The organism is Pseudorhodoferax sp. Leaf265 (assembly GCF_001422365.1).
In the GTDB taxonomy this organism is placed as follows: Bacteria; Pseudomonadota; Gammaproteobacteria; order Burkholderiales; family Burkholderiaceae_C; genus Pseudorhodoferax.
The window spans coordinates 412,808-433,777 of the sequence record NZ_LMMT01000040.1 but is presented as its reverse complement, the minus strand read 5'-3'; the positions used below and the strand labels follow the sequence as shown (position 1 = coordinate 433,777).

The window sequence follows — 20,970 nt, the reverse complement described above, 5'->3', positions numbered from 1 at the left end:
CTACAACAGCTGCTCGGGCGTGAACGGCGCCACCAGTTCCAGCAGCAGGTGGTCCCACCAGCTGGCGTCGGGTTCGCTGTGCAGCACGGTGGGCGCGCCGTCGTCCTCGCCGTGCCACTCCAGCGCGCCGCCCGCGCCGGCCTGCACGCGCCAGACACCTTGCTCGCGCAGCACCTGGGCCAGCCGCAGCATCTGGGCGGCCAGCGGGCGGCTGCGGATGAACAGGCCGATCTCGGTGTTGTGCAGTTCCGAGCGCGGATCGAAGTTCAGCGAGCCGACGAACAGCAGCTCGCCGTCGAGCACGGCGGTCTTGGTGTGCAGCCGCCCCGTGGCCGCGCCGAACAACGGCAGCTTGGGGCTGCCGGCCACGCGCCGGCTGCTGACCTCGTCGATCTCCACGCCCAGGGCCACGAGTTCGGCCCGGTAGCGCCGGTAGGCGGTGTGCACGAAGGGTTCGTCGCTGGCCGCCAGCGAGTTGGTGATCAACTGCACCGAGGCGCCGCGGGCGCGCGCCTCGCGCAGCACCTGCAGGCCGTGCGTGCCGGGCACGAGGTAGGGCGAGCACAGCAGCACGCTGGTGCGCGCGCGGCGGATGCCCTCCACGAGGTTGTAGCGCACGCTGTCCACGTCCTGCAGTGGCACGCCACCGTACTGCGCCTGGTAGCCGATGGCGCGTTCGGGCGTGTCGGCGTAGGCCTGGGCCGTGGCCCAGATGAGGCTGAGCCGGCCCGCCTGCAACTCCTGCGAGACCGGCGCGTAGCCCAGCATGTCGTTGGGCGGCGGCAGCCGCGGCGCGGGGGCGTGGGCCGCATCGGTCAGCGACTCGAAGCGGGCCTGCCGGGCGGTCGCATCGCCATCGGCTGCGACCAGGCGCGCCAGCGGCACCACGTGCGGGCTGTTCCAGTAGCGGTCGAACAGCTCGCCCAGGCGCGGCAGCAGCGCGCCGGCCACCAGCACGTCCAGATCCAGGAAGTTCTCGCCCGCGGTCTGGAAGAAGTAGCGCCCGCCGATGTTGCGCCCACCGGCCACGGCCAGCGCGCCGTCGGCCAACAGCAGCTTGTTGTGCATGCGGCGCTGCAGCCGGTCGAACTGCCACAGCGATGCGGCAAAGCGCAGCGCCACCTTGGCGCTGCGCAGCGGGATCGGGTTGTACAGCCGCAGCTCCAGGTTGGGTGTGGCGGCCAGCGCGTCGAGCAGCGCGCTGTCGCCGCCCGTGTACAGATCGTCGAGCAGCAGGCGCACGCGCACGCCGCGCCGGGCCGCGTCGCGCAGCGCCCGCAGGAAGAAGAGGCCGGTGGCGTCGGTCTCCAGGTGGTAGTACTGCACGTCCAGCGTGTGGCGGGCACCGGCGATCAGGGCCAGCCGGGCATCCAGGCCGTAGTCGCCGCTGGGGATCAGGCGAAAGCCGCTCAGTTCGGCGTCGGGCTGGGCAGCGCGGGCGGCGCGCACGAGCGGCGCGTCGGCCACCGCGGGAAGGGCCTGGGCGGGCGGGCCGGCGAGGTCGGGCGGCAGGCTGGCGCAGCCGGCCAGCAGGACCAGCGCGCAGCCCAACAGCCAGCCGGCCAGCCTGGCGATGGACGTGGTGCGAACGGGCAGGGGCTGGCGCGGGGGCATGGCGGGCCGTAGTGTGCCCATTCCGTGGCGCCTGACCGCGTCTGTGGTGAAAATGCCGCGATGCCCGACGTCGCCCCCGCTGCCGCCACGGTGCACGTGGAGTTCGCTGCCAGCCTGCAGCGCCACCAGGCCTGCCCGCCGCAGCGCGTGGCGCCGGGCTCCCTGCGCAGCGTGCTCGAAGCCGCCCTGGCCGGCGTGCCTGCGCTGGCTGGCTACGTGTTCGATGACCAGCGCCACGTGCGCAGGCACGTGGCGGTGTTCGTCAACGGCCAGATGGTGCACGACCGCCAGCGGCTGGACGGGGCTCTGGCCGGCGGCGACCGGGTGCTGGTGTTGCAGGCCCTGACGGGCGGCTGAAACGGAGGACGCATGCGCACGATGCTGGTGGCCACCCGCAAGGGGCTGGTCGTGGTGGAAGGCGATGGCACGCGCTGGCGCATCGCCGGCCTGCATTTCGCGGGCGAGCCCGTGAGCCAGGTGCTGGCCGACCCGCGCGACGGGGCCTGGTACTGCGCGCTGCGGCTGGGCCATTTCGGCGTCAAGCTGCACAGGAGCCTGGACGGCGGCGCGCACTGGCAGGAGATCGCCGCGCCGGCCTTTCCGCCCAAGCCGACCACCGGCCCCTGGGCCGACGACCCCACGCCCTGGAGCGTGGACCTGCTCTGGGAGCTGGCGGCCGGCGGGCCGGACGAGCCGGGCGTGCTGTGGGCCGGCTGCATCCCGGCCGGGCTGTTCCGCACCGAAGATGGCGGCGCCAGCTGGCAACTCGTGTCGGCGCTTTGGGAGCAGCCGGGCCGGCGTGACTGGATGGGCGGCGGCTACGACCATGCGGGCCTGCATTCCATCCTGGTCGATCCGCGCGACGCGCGCCACCTGACCGTGGCGATCTCCTGCGGCGGCATCTGGCAGACGCACGACGGCGGCGCCAGCTGGATGCTTGCGGCGCGCGGCATGCACGCCGACTTCATGCCGCCCGAGCGCGCCGAAGACCAGAACATCCAGGACCCGCACTGCCTGGTGCAGTGCGCGGCCGTGCCCGACGTTCTGTGGGTGCAACACCACTGCGGCATCTACCGCTCCAGCGACGGCGCGCGGCAGTGGCAGCGCATCGCGCCGCCGGCGCCTTCGGACTTCGGCTTCGCCGTGGCGGCCGATCCGACGGACCCCTTGCGCGCCTGGTTCGTGCCGGCGCGCGCCGACGCCATGCGCATGCCCGTGGACGGGCGCTTGCTGGTCACGCGCACCGACGACGGCGGTGCGCGCTTTCGCAGCTTCGGCGACGGGCTGCCACAGCAGGACGCCTTCCACCTGGTCTACCGCCATGGCCTGGCCGTCGCGCCGGACGGCCGCACGCTGGCCATGGCCTCGACCACGGGTGCGCTGTGGGCCAGCGGCGACGCCGGCGAACGCTGGCATGCCATCGCGCGCGACCTCGCGCCGGTGGCGGCCGTGCGCTTCGCCGGCTGACTACAGCGCGTGCGTCACCAGCCGGAAGTCCGGGTCTTCCGGGAACGGCTTGATCGCGAACCCGAGCGAACGCATGAGCTTGAGCATGTTGGGATTGACCGACAGCACCAGGCCCTGGATCTCCGACAGGCCCTTGTCGCGCGCCACCTGCATGATGGCGTCCATGAGCCGCGAGCCGATGCCTTTGCCGGCCATGTCGTCGGCCACCACGAGCGAGAACTCGCAGCTGGCCTGGTCCGGGTTGGTCACGTAGCGCGAGACGCCGATCACGCGCTCGGTCTCGACGATGGAGCCGTCGGTGGCGGCGCTGCGCTGCTTGAGCACGGCCACCAGCGCCATCTCGCGGTCGTAGTCGATCAGCGCGAAGCGCGCCAGCATGCCGGGCGGCAGCTGCGTCATCGAGGACACGTAGCGGAAGTAGCGGCTTTCGGGCGAGAGGGCCTGCACGAAGGTCTGCAGCATCTGGGCGTCGCCGGGGTGGATCGGCCGGATCTGGTACTCGCCGCCGCCGCGCAGCGGCAGTTGCTGCTCGTAGCGCGCGGGGTAGGGCAGGATGGCCAGATGGTCGTAGCTGCCGCCGGCCTGGCCCAGGCTTTGCGGCGCGTGGTCGACGACGATGCGCGCGTCCACGGCCACCACGCCGTTCTCGTCGACGATGAGCGGATTGATGTCCATCTCGCGCAGCTGCGGCAGCTCGCAGACCATCTCGGACACGCGCAGCAGCACGCGCTCGATGGCACCCATGTCCACGGGCGCGGCACCGCGCCATTCGGCCAGCGTCTCGGCCACGCGCGCGCGCTCGATGAGCCGGCGCGCCAGGAACTGGTTCAGCGGTGGCAGTTCCATGGCGCGGTCGCGGATCAGCTCGATCATGGTGCCGCCCGCGCCGAACACGATGACGGGGCCGAACGGGTCGTCGGTCACCATGCCGATGCAGATCTCGCGGCCGCGCTGGGCGCGCGCCATCTTCTGCACCGTCACGCCGTGGATGCGCGCACCGGGCTGCAGGCGCGCCACGCGCTCTACCATGTCCTGGTAGCTGTCGCGCACGGCGGCGCCGCTCATGATGTTGAGCGCCACGCCCTGCACGTCGCTCTTGTGGGTGATGTCGGGCGAGTCGATCTTGAGCGCCACCGGAAAGCCCAGCTGCGTGGCGATCATCATGGCCTCGTTGGCGTTGCGTGCCAGCGTGGTCTGCGTGACTGGGATGTGGAAGGCCGACAGCAAGGTCTTGCTCTCCATCTCGGTCAGCACCTTGCGGCGCTCGGCCAGCACGCTCTCGATGACCAGGCGCGCGGCCTCGATGTCGGGCTTGCCCAATGTGGACAGCGGCGCCGGCGTTTGCTGCAGCAGCTGCTGGTTCTGGTAGAAGGAGGCGATGTTGCCGAAGGCGCCGACCGCCGCCTCGGGCGTGCGGAAGTTCGGGATCGCGGCCGCGTTGAGCGCCTGGCGCGCCGCGCCGACCGAGGCGTCGCCCATCCAGCAGGCCAGCAGCGGCTTGGCGATGCCGGCCTTGGCCGCCGCCAGGGCCTGGGCCACGGCATCGGCGGGGCCGCCGGGCTTGGCCGAGTAGATGGCGAGCACGCCGTCGACCTGGCGGTCGCGTGCGGCGGCTTCCACGGCCGCGCGGTACTGCGCGGCGTCGGCGTCCTCCGAGAGGTCGATCAGCTCGGCGAGCGAGGCATGGGCCGGCAGCTGCGGCTTGAGTGCCGCCACCGTCGCGTCGGACAGCCGGCCCAGCTCCAGCCCGATCTCGTTGGCCCAGTCGGCCGCCAGCACGCCGGGCCCGCCGCCGTTGGTGACCACGGCCAGGCGCCGGCCCACGGGCCGGTAGCGCGAGGCCAGGCACTTGGCGGCCGAGAACAGCTCGACGAAGGAGCGCACGCGCACGGCGCCGGCACGGCGCAGCGCGGCATCGAACACGTCGTCGGCGCCGACGATGGCGCCGCTGTGCGTCTGCGCCGCCGCGTTGCCGGCCGGCCGCCGGCCGGCCTTGAGCACCAGCACGGGCTTGGCATTGGCGGCCGAGCGCAGCGCGCTCATGAAGCGGCGTGCGCAATGGATGCCTTCCAGGTACAGGATGATGCTGTGCGTGGCCGGGTCGTTGGCCATGTAGTCCAGCGCCTGGGCGATGTCCACGCCGGGGTTGGGCCCCAGCGCCACCACCGAGGAGAAGCCCACGGCATTGCTGCGCGCCCAGTCCAGCATGGCGGCCGTCAGCGCACCCGATTGCGCGACCAGGCCGAGCGGCCCGGGGGCGGCCAAGGCGCCGAGCGCCGAGGCATTGAGGCCCAGCGCCGGGCGCTGCAGGCCCAGCCCGTTGGGGCCCATGAGGTGGAACCCTTCCCGCGCCGCGATGCGCTGCAGTTCTGCCCCCAGGTTGGCGTCGATGCCGCTGCCCAGCACCAGCGCGGCGCGGCAGGCGATGCGGCCGACCAGCTCCAGCGCCTGGACCATCTCGCCCGGTGGCAGCGCCACGATGGCCAGGTCGGCGCGGGCCTGGGCCAGGTCGGCCAGCGTGCCGCTGGTGCGCACGTCCAGAAAGTTCAGCTGGCCCTGGAAGCGTTGTGCGCGCAGGGCCTGGTGCAGCTGGCGTGCCTGCGGTGTCAGGCTGTCGGGTGTGTCGGGGTCGCCGGCCAGCACGACGATGGCCTGCGGTGCGAAGAGCGGGGTCAGGTAGTGCTTGTCCATGGTGGATCGATTGTGAAGGCGGCGCCGGGGGTCCCGATGTCAGCCGCGAGAATCCGGTGATGCAGATCAAGCAGAACGAAGGGCCGGCGCGCTGCGTCATGGTGCTGGGCACGACCAGCGGGGCGGGCAAGAGTTGGGTGACCACGGCGCTGTGCCGCTGGTATGCGCGCCAGGGTGTCAAGGTGGCCCCGTTCAAGGCACAGAACATGAGCAACAACGCGCGCGTGGTGGAGGGCGGCGAGATCGGCAGCGCGCAGTACTTCCAGGCGCTGGCTGCGCATGCGGTGCCGGACGTGCGCATGAACCCGCTGTTGCTCAAGCCCGAGCGCGACACGCACAGCCAGGTGGTGCTGCTGGGCCGCGTGGATGCCGAGCTGACGGGGATGCCTTGGCGCGGGCGCAGCGCCAGGGTCTGGCCGCAGGTGGCGCAGGCGCTGGACGCGCTGCGTGCCGAGAACGACGTGGTGGTGATCGAGGGCGCGGGCTCGCCGGCCGAGATCAACCTCGCGGACAGCGACATCGTCAACATGCGCGTGGCCGAACATGCCGGCGCGCGCTGCCTGCTCGTGACCGACATCGACCGCGGCGGCGCCTTCGCCCACCTGTACGGCACCTGGGCGCTGCTGCCGCCGGGCCAGCGCGCGCTGATCCACGGCTTCGTGCTCAACAAGTTCCGTGGCGACGCCGCGCTGCTTGCGCCCGGCCCGCAGATGCTGGAGCAGATGACAGGCGTGCCCACCGTGGCCACGCTGCCGATGTGGTGGCAGCACGGCCTGCCCGAGGAAGATGGCGTGTTCGACGACAGGACGCACACGGCCGGCAGCGTGCAGCGCACGGTGGCCGTCATCGCCTACCCGCGCATCAGCAATCTGGACGAATTCCAGCCGCTCAAGAACGTGGCCGGGCTGCGCCTGGTGTGGGCACGTTCGCCGGCGCAGCTGGCCGGACTGTCGGTGGCGACCGACTGGATCGTGCTGCCCGGCTCCAAGCACACCAGCGGCGACCTGGCCTGGCTGCGGGCCCAGGGCCTGGATGGCGCGATCGCCCGCCACGCCCAGGCCGGCGGCGCCGTGCTGGGCATCTGCGGCGGGCTGCAGATGCTGGGCGAGGCACTGGTCGACCCGCACGGCATCGACGGCAACGCGCCCGGCCTGGGCCTGCTGCCGCTGGTCACGCAGTTCGCGCGCGACAAGACGGTGCGCGCCACGCGCACGCGCTTCGGCACCGTGCAGGGGCCCTGGCAGGGGCTGTCCGGCCTGGCGGTGCAGGGCTACGAGATCCACCATGGCCAGACCGTCGCCCACGCGGCCATGGCGCGCAGCGGCGACCTGGCGATGGCCGTGCTGCCCGGCGGGCTGGGCTGGCAGGGCGGCCAGGGCCGGGTGCTGGGGCTGTACCTGCATGGCTTGTTCGAGGATCCGGGCGTGCTGCGGGCGCTGTTCGGCGCCGCCGGCAAGACCCTGGACGAGGTGTTCGACGGCCTGGCGGATTTTCTGGACGAGCATGTCGAGGCGAAGGTGCTCGCCAAACTAGTGCGCTCATAATGCAACAAATCGGTACACTTTGCCGCTCATAAACCGAGCGGCCGAAACCTTGACCACCAGCTACAACTTCTGGCTCGTCGCGTTGTCGGTGGCCATCGCCGTCGTGGCAGCCTACGCCACACTTGGCCTGGCCGGGCGCCTGGCCTACAGCCGCGACAGCTCCTGGCGTGGCTGGTTGGCAGGCGGTTCCCTGTCCATGGGTTTCGGCATCTGGGCCATGCACTTCGTCGGCATGCTGGCCTTGCGCGTGCCGATCGAGTTCAGCTACCAGGCGCTGTGGACCGGGCTGTCCATGCTGCCGGCCACGCTGGCCTCGGCCGGCTTGCTGATGCTGATCCGCAAGGTGCCCAAGCCGCACGCCGGCCACATCCTGCTGGGCTCGGTGATCCTGGGTTCGGGCATCGGCGCCATGCACTACAGCGGCATGCTGGCGATCGAGCTGGCGCCGCCGATCCGCTTCGACTGGGGCATGGTGCTGGTGTCCGTGGGCGTGGCCGTGGGCCTGTCCATCGCCGGTGTCTGGCTGGCCTTCCGCCATGCGCGCCAGGCCGGCGCGACCTGGACGCGCGCGCTCGGCGCGCTGGTCATGGGCTGCACCGTGGCGGCGATGCACTACACGGGCATGGCCGCGGCGCGCTTCGCCGACAACTGCGTGAGCGTGCCCAGCGCCTGGGGCCTGCCGGGCACCGGCCTGGCGGCGGCCGTCAGCGTGCTGGCCTTCGTGGTGCTGGGGTTCACCATCTTGCTGACGGTGCTGGACGCCCGCATGAGCGAGCGCAACTCCGAACTCATGCACGACCTCATGGCCGCCAAGGAACAGGCCGAGCAGGCTGCGCGTGCCAAAAGCGATTTCCTGGCCAACATGAGCCACGAGATCCGCACGCCCATGAACGCCATCATCGGCATGTCGTTGCTGGCGCTGCAGACCGACCTCTCGCCGCGCCAGCGCAACTATGTGGAGAAGGCGCACCGCGCGGCCAAGGGCCTGCTGGGCATCATCAACGACATCCTGGATTTCTCGAAGATCGAGGCCGGCAAGCTGACCATCGAGCAGGTGCCGTTCCGCCTGGACCAGGTGCTGGACGACCTGGCCAACCAGGTCGGTTTCAAGGCCGACGAGAAGGACCTGGAGCTGGTGTTCGATCTGCCCAGCGAGGTGCCGACGCTGCTGGTCGGCGACCCGTTGCGCCTGGGCCAGGTGCTGCTCAACCTGGCCAACAATGCGGTCAAGTTCACCGACCGGGGCGAGGTCACGGTGGGCGTGCGCGCGCTGCGCACCGACACCGGCCACGCCGAGCTGCAGTTCCACGTCAAGGACACCGGCATCGGCATGACGCCGGCCCAGGTCGAGACGGTTTTCGAATCCTTCACGCAGGCCGACAGCTCCACCTCGCGCCGCTACGGCGGTACGGGCCTGGGGCTGGCGATCTCGCGGCACCTGGTCAGCCTCATGGACGGGCGCATCTGGGCCGACAGCCAGCCTGGCAAGGGCTCGTGCTTCCAGTTCGTGCTGCCTTTCGTGCGCCAGGCCGAGGCCACCGAGCCGGCCGCGCCGCGCATGCCGCTGGCGCAGCAGATCGAGGGCTTGCGCGCCCTGGTGGTGGACGACAACGCCATGGCCCGCGACATCACGGCTGCGCTGGCCGCCGAGATGGGCCTGAAGGTGGATGTGGCCGTCAGCGGCGAGGCCGCCGTGAAGGCTGCCGCCGCGGCCGCGCGCGACGGCACGCCGTACGAGCTGCTGCTGGTGGACTGGAAGATGCCGGGCATCAGCGGGGTGGAGGCGCTGCGCCAGCTGCAGGAGCAGCAGATCGACCATGCCCGCGCCAGCATCATGGTGACGGCCTATGCGCGCGAGGAAGTGATGGAGTCCGCGCGCACGGCCGGCGTGTCGCTGCAGGCCGTACTGACCAAGCCGGTCACGCCGTCCACGCTGTTGGAAACCATCGGCGAGGTGCTGGCGCCCAAGGCCGCGACGGCGCCGGTCGCACCCACGCTGCTGCCGGGCGCTGCCGCCACGGCGCTGGCTGGCGCGCGCGTGCTGCTGGTGGAAGACAACGCGTTGAACCAGGAACTGGCGCTGGATCTGCTGGGCCAGGCCGGCCTGCACGTGGTCGTGGCCGAGCATGGCCGCCAGGCGCTGGAGACGCTGGCGCGCGACGGCGATTTCGACGGCGTGCTGATGGATTGCCAGATGCCCGTGATGGACGGCTTCGAGGCCACGCGCGCGATCCGGGCCGAGGCGCGCTGGGCCAATCTTCCCGTGCTGGCCATGACGGCCAACGCCATGGCCGGCGACCGCGAGCGGGTGCTGGCGGCCGGCATGAACGACCACATCTCCAAACCCATCGACGTGGACGAGATGTTCGTCACCATGGCCCGCTGGATCCGGCCCAAGGTGCGGCGCCCGACGGTGGTGGCCAAAGCGGCCGCACCGGTGCCGGCCAGCGGCACGCCCGGCGCCTTGCCCGGCATCGACGTGGCAGGCGGCCTGCGCCGCACGCAGAACAACGCCCAGTTGTACCGCCGCATGCTGGACAAGTTCGCCAGCAGCAACGCCCGCTTTTCGCAGGCCTTCACGGCGGCGCTGGACGGCGGCGACCTGACCTTGGCGGCGCGGCTGGCCCACACGCTGCGCGGCACCGCCGGCACCATCGGCGCCAATGGCGTCTGGGAGGCGGCCACCGAGTTGGAGCTGGCCTGCAACCAGGGGCGGGCGCGCGCGCAGCAGATGGCTGCACTGGCCCGTGTCGGACGCGAGCTGTCGCCGGTGCTCGCCGGGCTGGCCACGCTGCTGGCGCCGGCGGACGAGCCGGTGGTGCCGGCGGTCAGCGTGGCGCCGGCGCAGGCCCAGGCCCGCCTGCTCGAGCTGGCGGGCGAGCTGCGCGCGCTGTTGCTGGAATCCGACCCCGATGCCCTGAGCCTGGGCGAGGCGCTGCGTGCGGCGGCGGCCGGCAGCACCGCGCAGCCGGTCATCGAGGAGGTGATGGAGGCCGTGGGCGACTACCGCTTCGATGAAGCACTGGACGCGCTGGACCGCTGGAGCGCCCACGTCCGCGCGTGAGCGCTGCGGCGCCCGCGCCTACGCGATGGCCGGCGAATCGGCCCCCGACGCCAGCACCTTGCCACTGGCCGAGTGCAGCGCCTTGGGCCCGGTCCTGTCGCGTGCTGCAGCCTTGCGGCTGCGGGCGGCCTCGGCTTCCTCCTTGGCGCCCTTGATCATTTCGCCGACCCAGTTGACCAGCACGTTGGTGTAGGACTGGCTCCAGGCCTTGTGCGACAGCGCGTGGTCCGCGCCCTTGATCACGCGGTAGGTCATGGAATGCGCCTTCTGGAAGGCGTCCAGGTAGTTCTTGATGACCGGGTGCGGCACCATGGTGTCGAACTCCGATTCGACCAGCAGCACGTCGCCCTCGAACTGTGCTGCCGCCGACAGCGCCCGGTTGCTGGCCGGCGCGACCACGCTGTTGCGGTATGCCACCAGTTCCTCGCGGCTCAACGCGCGCTTGGGCACCAGCCAGTCGGCATCCTTGTACAGCGCGGGCACGCGCAGGCCGAGCCAGCGTACCGGCCGCAGCGTGGACAGGATGGCCGCCAGGTAGCCGCCGTAGCTGCTGCCCACCACGGCCACCGCGGAGCCGTCCACCGAGGGGTGGCCGACCAGCACGTCGTAGGCGGCCAGCATGTCGGCCAGGTTGTCCTCGCGCGTGACGGCGTCGCGCGCGGCACGGTCCTGGGCGTGGCCGCGCAGGTCGAAGGTCAGGCAGATGCAGCCGAGGGCGGCGATCTCGTGGGCCCGCGCGATGTACTGCTCCTGGCTGCCATCCCAGCCGTGCACCAGCATCACGCCGGGCATCAGGCTGTTGGGCCCGACCAGGGTGCCGGCGATGCTGCGGTCGCCGACGGGAATGTGGATGCTGTTATGTCGGGTGGTGGTCATCGCTCGCCGTGACGGTGTACTTGGTGAGCGGGCCGACCTGGTCGTCCACGCCGCGGAAATAGACCACTGCGCCGGGCGGCAGCGCGTCGCAGGGGCCGAAGACCTCGTAGCCGCTGGCGCGCACGACGCGGCGCTGCGGGTCGGCCTGGAAGGCCTCCAGCGCGGCGATCTCCGCGCCGGTGGCGCCGCCGGCGCGCCACGACTGCTCCAGCACGCCGGAGCGCCACTGCCCGCCGGGCATCAGGCCCTGGGCCACGTCGTAGTTGATGCGCGAGGCGAAGAAGCCGGGGAACGCGGCCTGCGCGGCACTGTCGTAGAGCAGCGCCTGTTCCACCGCGGTGCGCACCTCCGGCGCCAGCGCGAGCGACAGCAGGGCCTGGAAGTCGCCGCGCACCACCGTGAGGTCGGAGCCGCCGTAGACCTCGGCGCCCTGGTGGTTGTGGGTCAGCCGCTGCTGGCCGAAGTAGGTCGCCACCATGCCGGCCACATGCACCTGGCCGACGCTGAGCGTCTGGACCTGGCGCAGGTTCTGCTCGATGACCACGCCGTCGCGGTCCAGCATCTCGTCGGCGATGCCGGCCAGGCAGGCGTCGAAGGCCGCGCGGTCCCTGGCCACGGTCTGGCCGTTGCCGCCGGTCTCGCGCACCAGCTTGATGCGGACCGGGCCGGCCTGCAGCAGCGTGTCGGCGGCCACGGCCGCGTCGGCCCGCGTGAAGGCCGTGAAGCCGGGCAGCACGGCATCGCCGACCATGCGGCTGAAGGCCGGGTTCCAGCCCTCGGGCGCCCGGGCGCCGGCCGCGACCAGCGGATGGGTGATGGCCTTGGTCGAGACGAAGGGGTAGGGGACCACGCCGCCGAAGAAGTCCTCGCGGCCATGGATGCCCAGCGCCTGCGCGCGTTCGATGCCCACCAGGGTGTCGCTGGGCACGAGGTAGACCGGGCCCAGCGGCGCCTGGGCGAACTCCTCGGACACCGCATAGCCCTTGAGCCGGGCGAGCCGGCGCACCACCTCCATGCGCGTCATCTGCTCGTGGGCGCTGGCGTAGCCGCGCAGGCCCTGGGTGTAGGCCATGGCCGTGCCCATGCTGCGTGTGCCAACCGGCGCGGCCATGTCGTCCAGGGGCCCGGCCCGGTCGGCGGCGGGCCATGCGCTCATGGCGCCGGCGGGGTACGGTGGCAGTGTCATCGGTCACCTCGTGCGGAAAAACTGGCATGACTGTCGCCAAGGTGGCGCCATGGCCGCCATCCGCCGAGGGCGTCATTGCGCGTCGGTGCCCGCCTACACCGCGGCGCGCGACAATTGCGCGGTGACCGAATCCGACATCCTTTCCCTGCTGCGCCTGCCGGCCATCGCCGATGCCGAAGACAGTGCGCGGGCCCAGCGGCTGCAGCAGTTGCTGGACAACAAGACCAAGCCGCCCGGTTCGCTGGGTCGCATCGAACAACTGGCCCAGCAGCTGGGCCTGATCCTGGCCAGCGAGGCGCCGGTGCTGCATGCACCGCAGATGCTGGTGTGCGCGGCCGACCATGGGCTGGCCGCGCAGGGCGTGTCGGCCTTCCCGCAGGAGGTGACGCGCCAGATGGTGGAGAACTTCCTGGCCGGCGGTGCCGCCGTGAGCGTGCTGGCGCGCCAGCACGGCATCGCGCTGACGGTGGTCGATTGCGGCGTGGCACACGACTTCGGCGGCGAGCGGCCGGGTCTGCGCGTGCGCAAGGCCGCGGCCGGCGCGGCCGACGCCTCGCTCGGGCCGGCGATGGGTGCGGCCGCGTGTGCCGAGGCCATCGCCCATGGCATGGACCTGGTGCGCGAACTGCCCGGCAACGCGCTGCTGCTGGGCGAGATGGGCATCGGCAACAGCTCGGCCGCGGCGCTGCTGACGGCGCGGCTGACCGGCCACGAGGTGGCCGCCTGCACCGGCTCGGGCACTGGCATGGCCGGCACCGCGCTGGCGCACAAGCTGCGCGTGCTGCAGGCCGTGTACCTGCGCCATGCCGATGCGCGCACTCCGCTGGCGGCACTGGCCGCCTTCGGCGGGCTGGAGATCGCCACACTGGTGGGCGTGCTGTTGCAGGGCGCGCGCGAACGGCGCGTGCTGGTGGTCGACGGCTTCATCACCACGGCGGCCGTGCTGGTGGCCCAGGCGCTGGCACCGGCCGTGCGCGGTTACTGCGTGTTCTCGCACCTGTCGGGCGAGCGTGGCCACGCGATCGCGCTGGCCTACCTGGGCGTGCGGCCGCTGCTGGACCTGGGCCTGCGGCTGGGCGAGGGCTCGGGCGCCGCGCTGGCCTGGCCGCTGCTGCAGTCGGCCAGCCTGTTGTTGCGCGAAATGGCCAGTTTCACGGGCGCAGGCGTGTCCAACCGCGGCGAACTGGCCGTTTAGACTTTCCCGATGACCCACGACGCTTCCCTGCAGACCCTGGCGGCGCTCGTGGTCGAGGCCAGTGACAACGCGGTCGTGGTCTGCGGCCCCGATCTGCGAACGCTGTACGTCAATCCCGGCTTCTGCCGGCTGATGGGTTACCAGCTGGATGATCTGAAGGGCAAGCGTCCAGCCGACGTCCTGGCCGGTCCCTCGACCGATCTGAAGGCCCTGGCCGCCGCGCGCGACCCCGAGCGGCCGGCCAACTTCCGGCTCGAACTGCTGGTCTACACGCGCACTGGCCAGCCGCTGTGGGTCTCGATCACGACCAATGTGGTGCGTGATGCGCAGGGCAGGCCCCAGTACATCTGCTCGATGCTCTCGGACATCACGCTGACCAAGGTGCACGAGGTGTTGCAGCACCGTGTGCTCGACGCCATGGTGCACGAGCTGTCCGTGGCCGCGCTGATGGACCTGGTCTGCGAGGAGGTCGAGCGCATCGCACCCGAACTGCTTTGCACCGTGCTGGACGTGGACGATTTCGCCCGGCTGCACCCCTTGGCCGGCCCGAGCTTGCCGGTGGCGTTGGGCGAGGCGCTGGACGGGCTGCCGGTCGGGCCGCAGGCCGGCGGCGGCGGAGCGGCCGCCTGGACCGGCGCCGCCGTGGAGGTCGTCGACATCGCCGCCGACCCGGCCTGGCAGGACCTGCTGCATCTGGTGCTGCCGCAGGGCCTCAAGGCCTGCTGGTCCTGCCCGGTGCGGGCCAGCGACGGCACCGTGGTCGGCGTGTTCGCGCTGTACTTCGCCAGCTGCCGCGGCCCCAGCGCGTTCCACCGCAGCCTCGCCGGGATCTGCGTGCGGCTGTGTGCGCTGGCGCTGGAGCGCGAGCGCGCCCGCGTGCGCATGGAGCGCCTGGTCAGCGTCGACATGCTCACCGGGCTGGCCAACCGCATGGCGCTGAAGTCGCGCGCCACGCAGCTGCTGGAGGAGCTGGCCGGCAAGGGCGCACCCATGGCCGTGCTGTGCATCGACCTGGACCGCTTCCGGCTCGTCAACGAAACACAGGGGCCGGACAGCGGCGACCAGTTGCTGCGCGAAACCGCACGCCGCTTGATGGGCTGCGTGCGCAGCATCGACCTGACCGGCCGGCTCGGCGGCGACGAGTTCGCGGTGATCCTGCCATCGTGCCCGGTGCGGCAGGCGGCCATGGCGGCCGAGCGGCTGCTGGCGGCAGTGGCGGCGCCGCTGGTGTTGCCGGGTGTGACCTTGCAGCCCACCGCCAGCATCGGCGTGGCCATGTTCCCCGACGACGGCACCGACGTGGACACCTTGCTGCACCACGCCGACATGGCGCGCACGCAGGCCAAGCTGGGCGGGCGCGGCGGCGCACGCTTCTTCAACGAGGAGATGCAGCAACGCACGCGCGAACGCGTGGCGCTGGAGGCAGCGCTGCGCCTGGGCCTGCGCGACGGTGGCCTGCGCCTGCACTACCAGCCGCAGATCGAGCGGCGCTCCGGCAGCCTGTACGGCGTGGAGGCGCTGGCGCGCTGGTCGCATCCGCAACTCGGCGAGATCCCGCCCGCGCGCTTCATCCCGCTGGCCGAGGAGGCCGGCATGGTGGCCGAGCTGGGCCGCTGGGCGCTGGCCGAGGCTTGTCGCCAGATGGCGCAGTGGCGGCGCCAGGGCTTGCCGGTGCCGCGCGTGGCCGTGAACCTGTCCACGCGCAACTTCGAGGAGGAGGGGCTGGTGCCCATGGTGGCCGGCCTGCTGGACGCCCATGGCCTGGTGGCCGGCGACCTCACGCTGGAGATGACCGAGAGCATGCTGCTGGACGCCACGCCCAGCGTGCTGGCCGCGCTGCACGCGCTGCGCGCCATGGGCGTGCACCTGTCGCTGGACGACTTCGGCACCGGCTATTCCAGCCTGAGCTACCTGCACCGCCTGCCGATCCACGAGCTCAAGCTGGACCAGAGCTTCGTGCGCGACCTGGCCGACAGCGCCACCGCGCGCGCGCTGACCAACACCATCCTGCGCATCGGCGACAGCCTGAAGCTCACCGTGGTGGCCGAGGGCGTGGAGAACGCCCAGCAGGCGCAGCTGCTGGCCGAGCGCGGCAGCACCATCGTGCAGGGTTATCTGTACGGCCGGCCGATGCCTGCACAGGCGCTGGCCATCTGGCTTGCCGGCAACCAGCAGCCCACGTGATCAGGGCGTGAGCGTCTTGGGCTGGTAATCGCACCAGCGCGCCACCCCGCAGCGCCAGCATTGGGGTTTGCGGGCCTGGCACACGTAGCGGCCGTGCAGGATCAGCCAGTGGTGGGCGTCGACCAGGTAGCGCGGCGGCACGCGCGCGAGCAGGCCTTGTTCGACCTTGTCCGGCGTCTTGCCCGGTGCCAGGCCCGTGCGGTTGGCGACGCGGAAGATGTGTGTGTCCACCGCCATGGTCGGCTCGCCGAAGGCCACGTTGAGCACCACGTTGGCGGTCTTGCGGCCAACGCCGGGCAGGGCCTGCAGTGCTTCGCGCGTGCGCGGCACCTCGCCGCCATGCTGCTCGACCAGGATGCGGCAGGTGGCCAGGAGGTTCTTCGCCTTGGTGCGGTACAGGCCGATGGTGCGGATGTGGCTCTCCAGGCCTTCCAGGCCCAGCGCGAGGATCTTTTGCGGCGTATTGGCCACCGGGTACAGGCGGCGCGTGGCCTTGTTGACGCCCACGTCGGTGGCCTGGGCGGACAGCAGCACAGCGGCCAGCAGCTCGAATACGCTGGTGTACTCGAGCTCGGTCACGGGGGTAGGGTTGGCGGCGTGCAGCGTGGCGAAGAACTGCGCGATGTCGTGGGAAGTCATGGCGCGGCAGTGTAGGAGTTCGGGCGCAGGGCGACTTCTACAATGGCCGGCTTGCCAGGAGACCGCCCGCCCATGCACTTCGATTTCAGCAATCCCTACACCTCGGTGCGCACGCCTGTGTTCGCACGCAACGTCTGCAGCACCTCGCACCCGCTGGCCGCCCAGGCCGGCCTGCGCATGCTGCAACAGGGCGGCAACGCGGTCGACGCTGCGGTCGCGGCGGCGGCGGCGATGACCATCGTCGAGCCGGTCAGCAACGGCCTGGGCTCGGATGCCTTCTGCATCCTGTGGGACGGCCGCCAGCTGCATGGGTTGAATGCTTCCGGCCGCGCGCCGGCCAGCTGGTCCTCAGGTTACTTCCAGGGCAAGTACGGCAAGGACGCCGCCACCCCGCCCAAGCGCGGCCTGGACTCCGTCACCGTGCCGGGCGCCGTGAGCGCCTGGGCCGCGCTGTCCGAGCGCTTCGGCAAGCTGCCCTTCGCCGACCTCATGCAGCCGGCCATCGAGATCGCCGAACGCGGCTACCTGCTGCCCGTGGTGGTGCAGCAGAAGTGGGAGGCCGCCACCGAGGAGCTGCGCAGCCAGCCCGGCTTCGCCGACGCCTTCCTGCCCTGGGGCCGGGCGCCGCGCGTGGGCGAGCTGTTCCAGTTCAAGGCCGCGGCACGCGGGCTGCGCGCGATCGCCGAGACGCGCGGCGCGGCCTTCTACGGCGGCGAGATCGCCGCGGCGATCGCGAAGTTCTCGGCAGCGCACGGCGGCAGCCTCACGGTGCAGGACTTCGCCGGCTACCAGCCCGAGTGGGTGACGCCCATCGCGCGCGACTACCGCGGCCACACCCTGCACGAGATTCCGCCCAACGGCCAGGGCATCGCAGCGCTGATCGCGCTGGGCATCCTGGAGAAGTTCGACATCGCCGGCATGGAACTGGACGGCGTCGATGCGCAGCACGTGCAGATCGAGGCCATGAAGCTGGCCTTCGCCGACGTCTACCGCTACGTGGGCGAGCCCGGCAGCATGGAGGTCACGGCCGAGCAACTGCTGGACGATGCCTACCTGGCCTCGCGCGCCAGGCTCATCGACCTGGGCCGCGCGCAGGACTTCGGCGCCGGCAACCCGGTCAAGGGCGGCACCATCTACCTGACCGCGGCCGACGAGAACGGCATGATGGTCAGCTTCATCCAGAGCAACTACATGGGCTTCGGCTCGGGCGCGGTGGAACCGCAGTTCGGCATCAGCCTGCAGAACCGCGGCCACGGCTTCTCGCTCGCGCCCGGCCACAACCAGGTGGCGCCGGGCAAGCGGCCGTTCCACACCATCATCCCGGCCTTCCTGACCCGGGACGGCCAGCCCGTCATGAGCTTCGGCGTGATGGGCGCCAACATGCAGCCCCAGGGCCATGTGCAGACCCTGGTGCGCATGCTGGACTACGGCCAGAACCCGCAGGCCGCCTGCGATGCGCCGCGCTGGCGCTACAACGCCGGGCTGGAGATCAACGTGGAGTCGGCCATGCGGGCCGCCACCGTGCAAGGTCTGGCCGCGCGCGGCCACCGCATGGAGGTGATCCAGGACTCCTACCAGGACTTCGGCGCCGGCCAGTTCATCTGGCGTGCCGGCGACCCCCGGGTCGAGGGCTATGTGGCCGCCAGCGATGCGCGCCGCGACGGCCTGGCCGCGGGCTTTTAGATTCCCAAGAAAGACACACATGCAATTCGCCGACCGTCTCCAGAACGTCGAAACCTCCGCCATCCGCGAGCTGTTCAAGCTGCTCGGCAAGCCCGGCATCATCAGCTTTGCCGGTGGCTTCCCCGACCCCACGCTGTTCGACGCCGAAGGCATCGCCATGTCCACGGCGGCCGTGCTGCGCGACACGCCAGGCCCGGTGCTGCAGTACGGCGCGACCGAGGGCTACGGCCCGCTGCGCGAGCAACTGGCCCAATTCATGGCCAACAAAGGCGCGCAGGTGAAGCCCGAGGGCCTGATCGTGACCACCGGCAGCCAGCAGGCGCTCGACCTGATCGGCAAGACCATGATTTCGCCGGGCGACAAGGTCATCGTCGAGGCGCCGACCTTCCTGGCCACGATCCAGTGCTTCCGGCTGTACGGTGCCCAGGTGATCGGCGCGCCCATCGACGCCGACGGCGTGCTGGTCGAGCCGCTCGAGCGCCTGATCGCCGAGCACAAGCCCAAGCTCGTGTACCTGATCCCCAACTTCGGCAACCCGCACGGCGCCATGCTGAGCCTGGAGCGGCGCCGCCGCATCCTGGAGATCGCCGCGCGCACGGGCACGCTGGTGGTCGAGGACGATCCCTATGGCGAGCTGTACTTCGATCAGCCTGCGCCGCCCTCGCTGCTGGCGCTCTCCAGCGAGGTGCCGGGCAGCCGCGACTGGCTCGCGCACTGCGGCTCCATGAGCAAGATCCTGTCGCCCGGCCTGCGCGTGGGCTGGCTCATCGCGCCGGCTGCGCTGCTGGCCAATGCCACCATGTGCAAGCAGTTCAGCGACGCCCACACCTCCAACCTGACGCAGGCCACGGCCGCCCACTACCTCACTTTGGGGCGCCTGGACGGCGCGCTGGACCAGGTGCGCAAGGTCTACGCCGAGCGCGCGCGCGTGATGGCCTCTCGACTGCGCGCCGAATTGGGCGACGCCATCACCTTCGACGCACCCAAGGGTGGCATGTTCTTCTGGGCCCGGCTCACCGGTGGCCGCGATGCGGGCGCGTTCGCGCAGCGCGCGATCGAGAAATTGGTGGCCTTCGTACCCGGTGCGCCGTTCTTCGCACACGACCCCGACCTCTCCACGCTGCGGCTGAGCTTCGCGACGGCCGACGTGGCCAAGATCGAGGAAGGCATCGCACGCCTGGGCCAGTCCCTGTGATGAAGGGCGGCGGCGGCCTGGTCTACTCGACCGAGGCCGGGCGCATGTGTCCCGTGTGCCGCCAGCCCGTGGCGCAGTGCGCCTGCAAGAAGGCTGCGGCCGCACCGCAGGTCGACGGCACGGTGCGCGTACGGCTGGAGACCAAGGGCCGCAAGGGCAAGGGCGTGACCGTGGTCTGGGGCGTGCCGGTCGACGAGGACGGCCTGCAGAAGCTCGGCAAGCAGCTCAAGGCCGCCTGCGGCACGGGCGGCACCGTCAAGGACGGGCAGATCGAGGTGCAGGGCGACCATGTCACCCAGGTGATGGAGGCTCTGCGCAAGCAAGGCTACCAGGTCAAGCGCTCGGGCGGCTGAGCTTCAGGCTGCGGCTTCCTCGGCCAGGGCCTTCTGCACGGCGGGGCGTTGCTCCATGCGCTCGCGGTGTGCGCGTGTGGCGGGCAGGCCGGCCAGGTCCACGCCATCGCCTTCGAGCCAGCCGGCGATCGTGTAGAGGTAGGCGTCGGCCACCGAATACTGTTCGCCCAGCACCCAGGGGCTGTCCAGCATCGTCGATTCGATGAGCTCGAAGCACTCGCGCATGTTGGATGCCACCTTGCGCTGCATGGATTCCTGGGCCGGCTTGTCGTCGGCCCAGCGCGCGCCGCGGAAGCGGTGGGCGTGCGCCACGTGCACGGTCGCACACAGGTAGGCGTTGACGGCCTGCATCCGCGCAAAGGCGAACGCGTCGTCCAGCGGCGCCAGCCGCGCCTGCGGGGCGCTTTGCGCGATGTAGGCCAGGATCGCAGGCGTCTCGGTCAGCGTGCCCTGCTCGGTCGTCAGCGCCGGCACCCGGCCCTTGGGATTGATCGCCAGGTAGGCCGGCTGGCGTTGCTCGCCCGCTGCGAAATCGAGCCGCTGGGTGCGGTAGGGCAGGCCGCTTTCCGCCAGGGCAATGTGGGATGCGCGCGCGCAGGTCTTGGGGGCGTAGTAGAGCGTCAGCATGGCAAGGTGGGTTGTGGAGGCAGCGGGAGTGTAGGCGTGCCCTGTTGTCCTACAGCGGTCTCGGCATTCGGGGCGCGGCCTGCGCCGGTGCCGTCCGGCGCGCCGGCCCGCGCCCCAATCCTAGACTGGAGCCATCGTCAGCACGACCCCGAGAGGTTCAACCATGTCCGTACAACCAGCTTGCAAGACTTTCCAGCGCAGCCGGCCTTTCGCATATTTCGGGCTGGCCTGCGCACTGGCCGCAAGCGCGGCCAGTGCCCAGGTCGCCACGTCTGGCAACACCGGCATCGACAACTCCGGCAGCTACGAGCGCGAGCGCGCCGCCTGCCTGAACGGCGCCACGCCCCAGGCGCAGGAAACCTGCCTGCGCGAAGCCGCCAACGCCCAGGCCGACAAGCGCAAGGGCGAATTGCAGACGCAGGGCCAGGACCAGCTTGTGGCCAATGCCATGCGCCGCTGCGATGCCCTGGGTGGCGAAGACCATGCCGCCTGCACCGCCCGCGTGCTGGGCTATGGCAACCAGAGCGGCAGCGTGGGGGGCGGCGGTGTGATCCGCGAGGTCGAGACGGTGGTCGTTCCGCCGGGCCAGACCGAGGTCACCATCGAGCCCAAGACCGACAACCCGGTCCTGGTGGTGCCGCGCTAAGCTGCG

The 20,970-nt window shown here is 71.3% G+C and carries 16 protein-coding genes; 10 read left to right on the top strand and 6 right to left on the bottom strand.

Features of this window, described 5'->3' with window-relative positions; translation table 11 throughout:
• On the bottom strand, positions 1 to 1,614 hold the full coding sequence (locus ASF45_RS33380; protein WP_056673967.1) for a phosphatidylserine/phosphatidylglycerophosphate/cardiolipin synthase family protein: 1,614 nt from the start codon (positions 1,612 to 1,614) through the stop codon (positions 1 to 3).
• A 60-nt stretch (positions 1,615 to 1,674) separates the two neighbouring features.
• Between ASF45_RS33380 and ASF45_RS33375 the strand changes: the two genes are divergently transcribed.
• On the top strand, positions 1,675 to 1,971 hold the full coding sequence (locus tag ASF45_RS33375; RefSeq protein WP_056673964.1) for a MoaD/ThiS family protein: 297 nt from the start codon (positions 1,675 to 1,677) through the stop codon (positions 1,969 to 1,971).
• A 12-nt stretch (positions 1,972 to 1,983) separates the two neighbouring features.
• Positions 1,984 to 3,081 carry a hypothetical protein gene (locus ASF45_RS33370; RefSeq protein ID WP_056673961.1) on the top strand — a complete coding sequence of 366 codons (1,098 nt, stop codon included), beginning with the start codon at positions 1,984 to 1,986 and terminating at the stop codon, positions 3,079 to 3,081.
• Here ASF45_RS33370 and ASF45_RS33365 read toward each other — a convergent pair whose 3' ends face one another.
• A complete protein-coding gene (locus tag ASF45_RS33365; protein ID WP_056673958.1) occupies positions 3,082 to 5,772 on the bottom strand; it encodes a bifunctional acetate--CoA ligase family protein/GNAT family N-acetyltransferase in 2,691 nt (896 codons plus the stop codon).
• A gap of 59 nt (positions 5,773 to 5,831) precedes the next feature.
• Between ASF45_RS33365 and ASF45_RS33360 the strand changes: the two genes are divergently transcribed.
• Positions 5,832 to 7,316, top strand: a complete 1,485-nt coding sequence (locus ASF45_RS33360) for a cobyric acid synthase (RefSeq protein WP_056673956.1) — start codon at positions 5,832 to 5,834, stop codon at positions 7,314 to 7,316.
• A 49-nt stretch (positions 7,317 to 7,365) separates the two neighbouring features.
• Positions 7,366 to 10,380, top strand: a complete 3,015-nt coding sequence (locus ASF45_RS33355; protein ID WP_056673953.1) for an MHYT domain-containing protein — start codon at positions 7,366 to 7,368, stop codon at positions 10,378 to 10,380.
• A gap of 18 nt (positions 10,381 to 10,398) precedes the next feature.
• Here the strand turns inward: ASF45_RS33355 and ASF45_RS33350 are convergent, their stop codons facing one another.
• Positions 10,399 to 11,256 (bottom strand): S9 family peptidase, encoded by an 858-nt coding sequence (locus ASF45_RS33350; protein WP_063887839.1) that lies wholly within the window; start codon positions 11,254 to 11,256, stop codon positions 10,399 to 10,401.
• Positions 11,237 to 12,442, bottom strand: a complete 1,206-nt coding sequence (locus ASF45_RS33345; RefSeq protein ID WP_235581102.1) for a DUF3182 family protein — start codon at positions 12,440 to 12,442, stop codon at positions 11,237 to 11,239. Before ASF45_RS33345 ends, ASF45_RS33350 begins: the two co-directional genes overlap by 20 nt.
• 121 nt (positions 12,443 to 12,563) lie before the next feature.
• Between ASF45_RS33345 and cobT the strand changes: the two genes are divergently transcribed.
• Together cobT and ASF45_RS33335 are read left to right on the top strand one after the other, a co-directional pair.
• Positions 12,564 to 13,637, top strand: coding sequence for a nicotinate-nucleotide--dimethylbenzimidazole phosphoribosyltransferase (gene cobT / locus ASF45_RS33340; RefSeq protein WP_056674433.1), 1,074 nt, complete (start codon positions 12,564 to 12,566; stop codon positions 13,635 to 13,637).
• 9 nt (positions 13,638 to 13,646) lie between these two features.
• Positions 13,647 to 15,821 (top strand): EAL domain-containing protein, encoded by a 2,175-nt coding sequence (locus ASF45_RS33335; RefSeq protein ID WP_056673950.1) that lies wholly within the window; start codon positions 13,647 to 13,649, stop codon positions 15,819 to 15,821.
• Here ASF45_RS33335 and nth read toward each other — a convergent pair whose 3' ends face one another.
• Entirely contained in the window at positions 15,822 to 16,460 is a 639-nt protein-coding gene (gene nth / locus ASF45_RS33330; RefSeq protein ID WP_056673947.1) for an endonuclease III, read from the bottom strand. It lies immediately after the preceding gene.
• A 72-nt stretch (positions 16,461 to 16,532) separates the two neighbouring features.
• Here nth and ASF45_RS33325 point away from each other — a divergent pair, with 72 nt between their 5' ends.
• Genes ASF45_RS33325 through ASF45_RS33315 form a run of 3 tightly spaced genes read left to right on the top strand, consistent with a single transcriptional unit; the run spans position 16,533 to position 19,691 of the window.
• Positions 16,533 to 18,143, top strand: a complete 1,611-nt coding sequence (locus ASF45_RS33325) for a gamma-glutamyltransferase family protein (RefSeq protein ID WP_056673944.1) — start codon at positions 16,533 to 16,535, stop codon at positions 18,141 to 18,143.
• Positions 18,144 to 18,162: 19 nt separating this feature from the next.
• On the top strand, positions 18,163 to 19,338 hold the full coding sequence (locus ASF45_RS33320) for a PLP-dependent aminotransferase family protein (protein ID WP_056673941.1): 1,176 nt from the start codon (positions 18,163 to 18,165) through the stop codon (positions 19,336 to 19,338).
• Positions 19,338 to 19,691, top strand: coding sequence for a translation initiation factor Sui1 (locus ASF45_RS33315; protein WP_056673938.1), 354 nt, complete (start codon positions 19,338 to 19,340; stop codon positions 19,689 to 19,691). Before ASF45_RS33320 ends, ASF45_RS33315 begins: the two co-directional genes overlap by 1 nt.
• 3 nt (positions 19,692 to 19,694) lie before the next feature.
• Here ASF45_RS33315 and ASF45_RS33310 read toward each other — a convergent pair whose 3' ends face one another.
• On the bottom strand, positions 19,695 to 20,318 hold the full coding sequence (locus tag ASF45_RS33310) for a glutathione S-transferase family protein (RefSeq protein WP_056673936.1): 624 nt from the start codon (positions 20,316 to 20,318) through the stop codon (positions 19,695 to 19,697).
• Between the two features lie 163 nt (positions 20,319 to 20,481).
• On the opposite strand from ASF45_RS33310, the gene ASF45_RS33305 reads away from it, so the two are divergent.
• On the top strand, positions 20,482 to 20,964 hold the full coding sequence (locus ASF45_RS33305; RefSeq protein WP_056673932.1) for a hypothetical protein: 483 nt from the start codon (positions 20,482 to 20,484) through the stop codon (positions 20,962 to 20,964).
• Positions 20,965 to 20,970 lie beyond the last annotated feature (6 nt).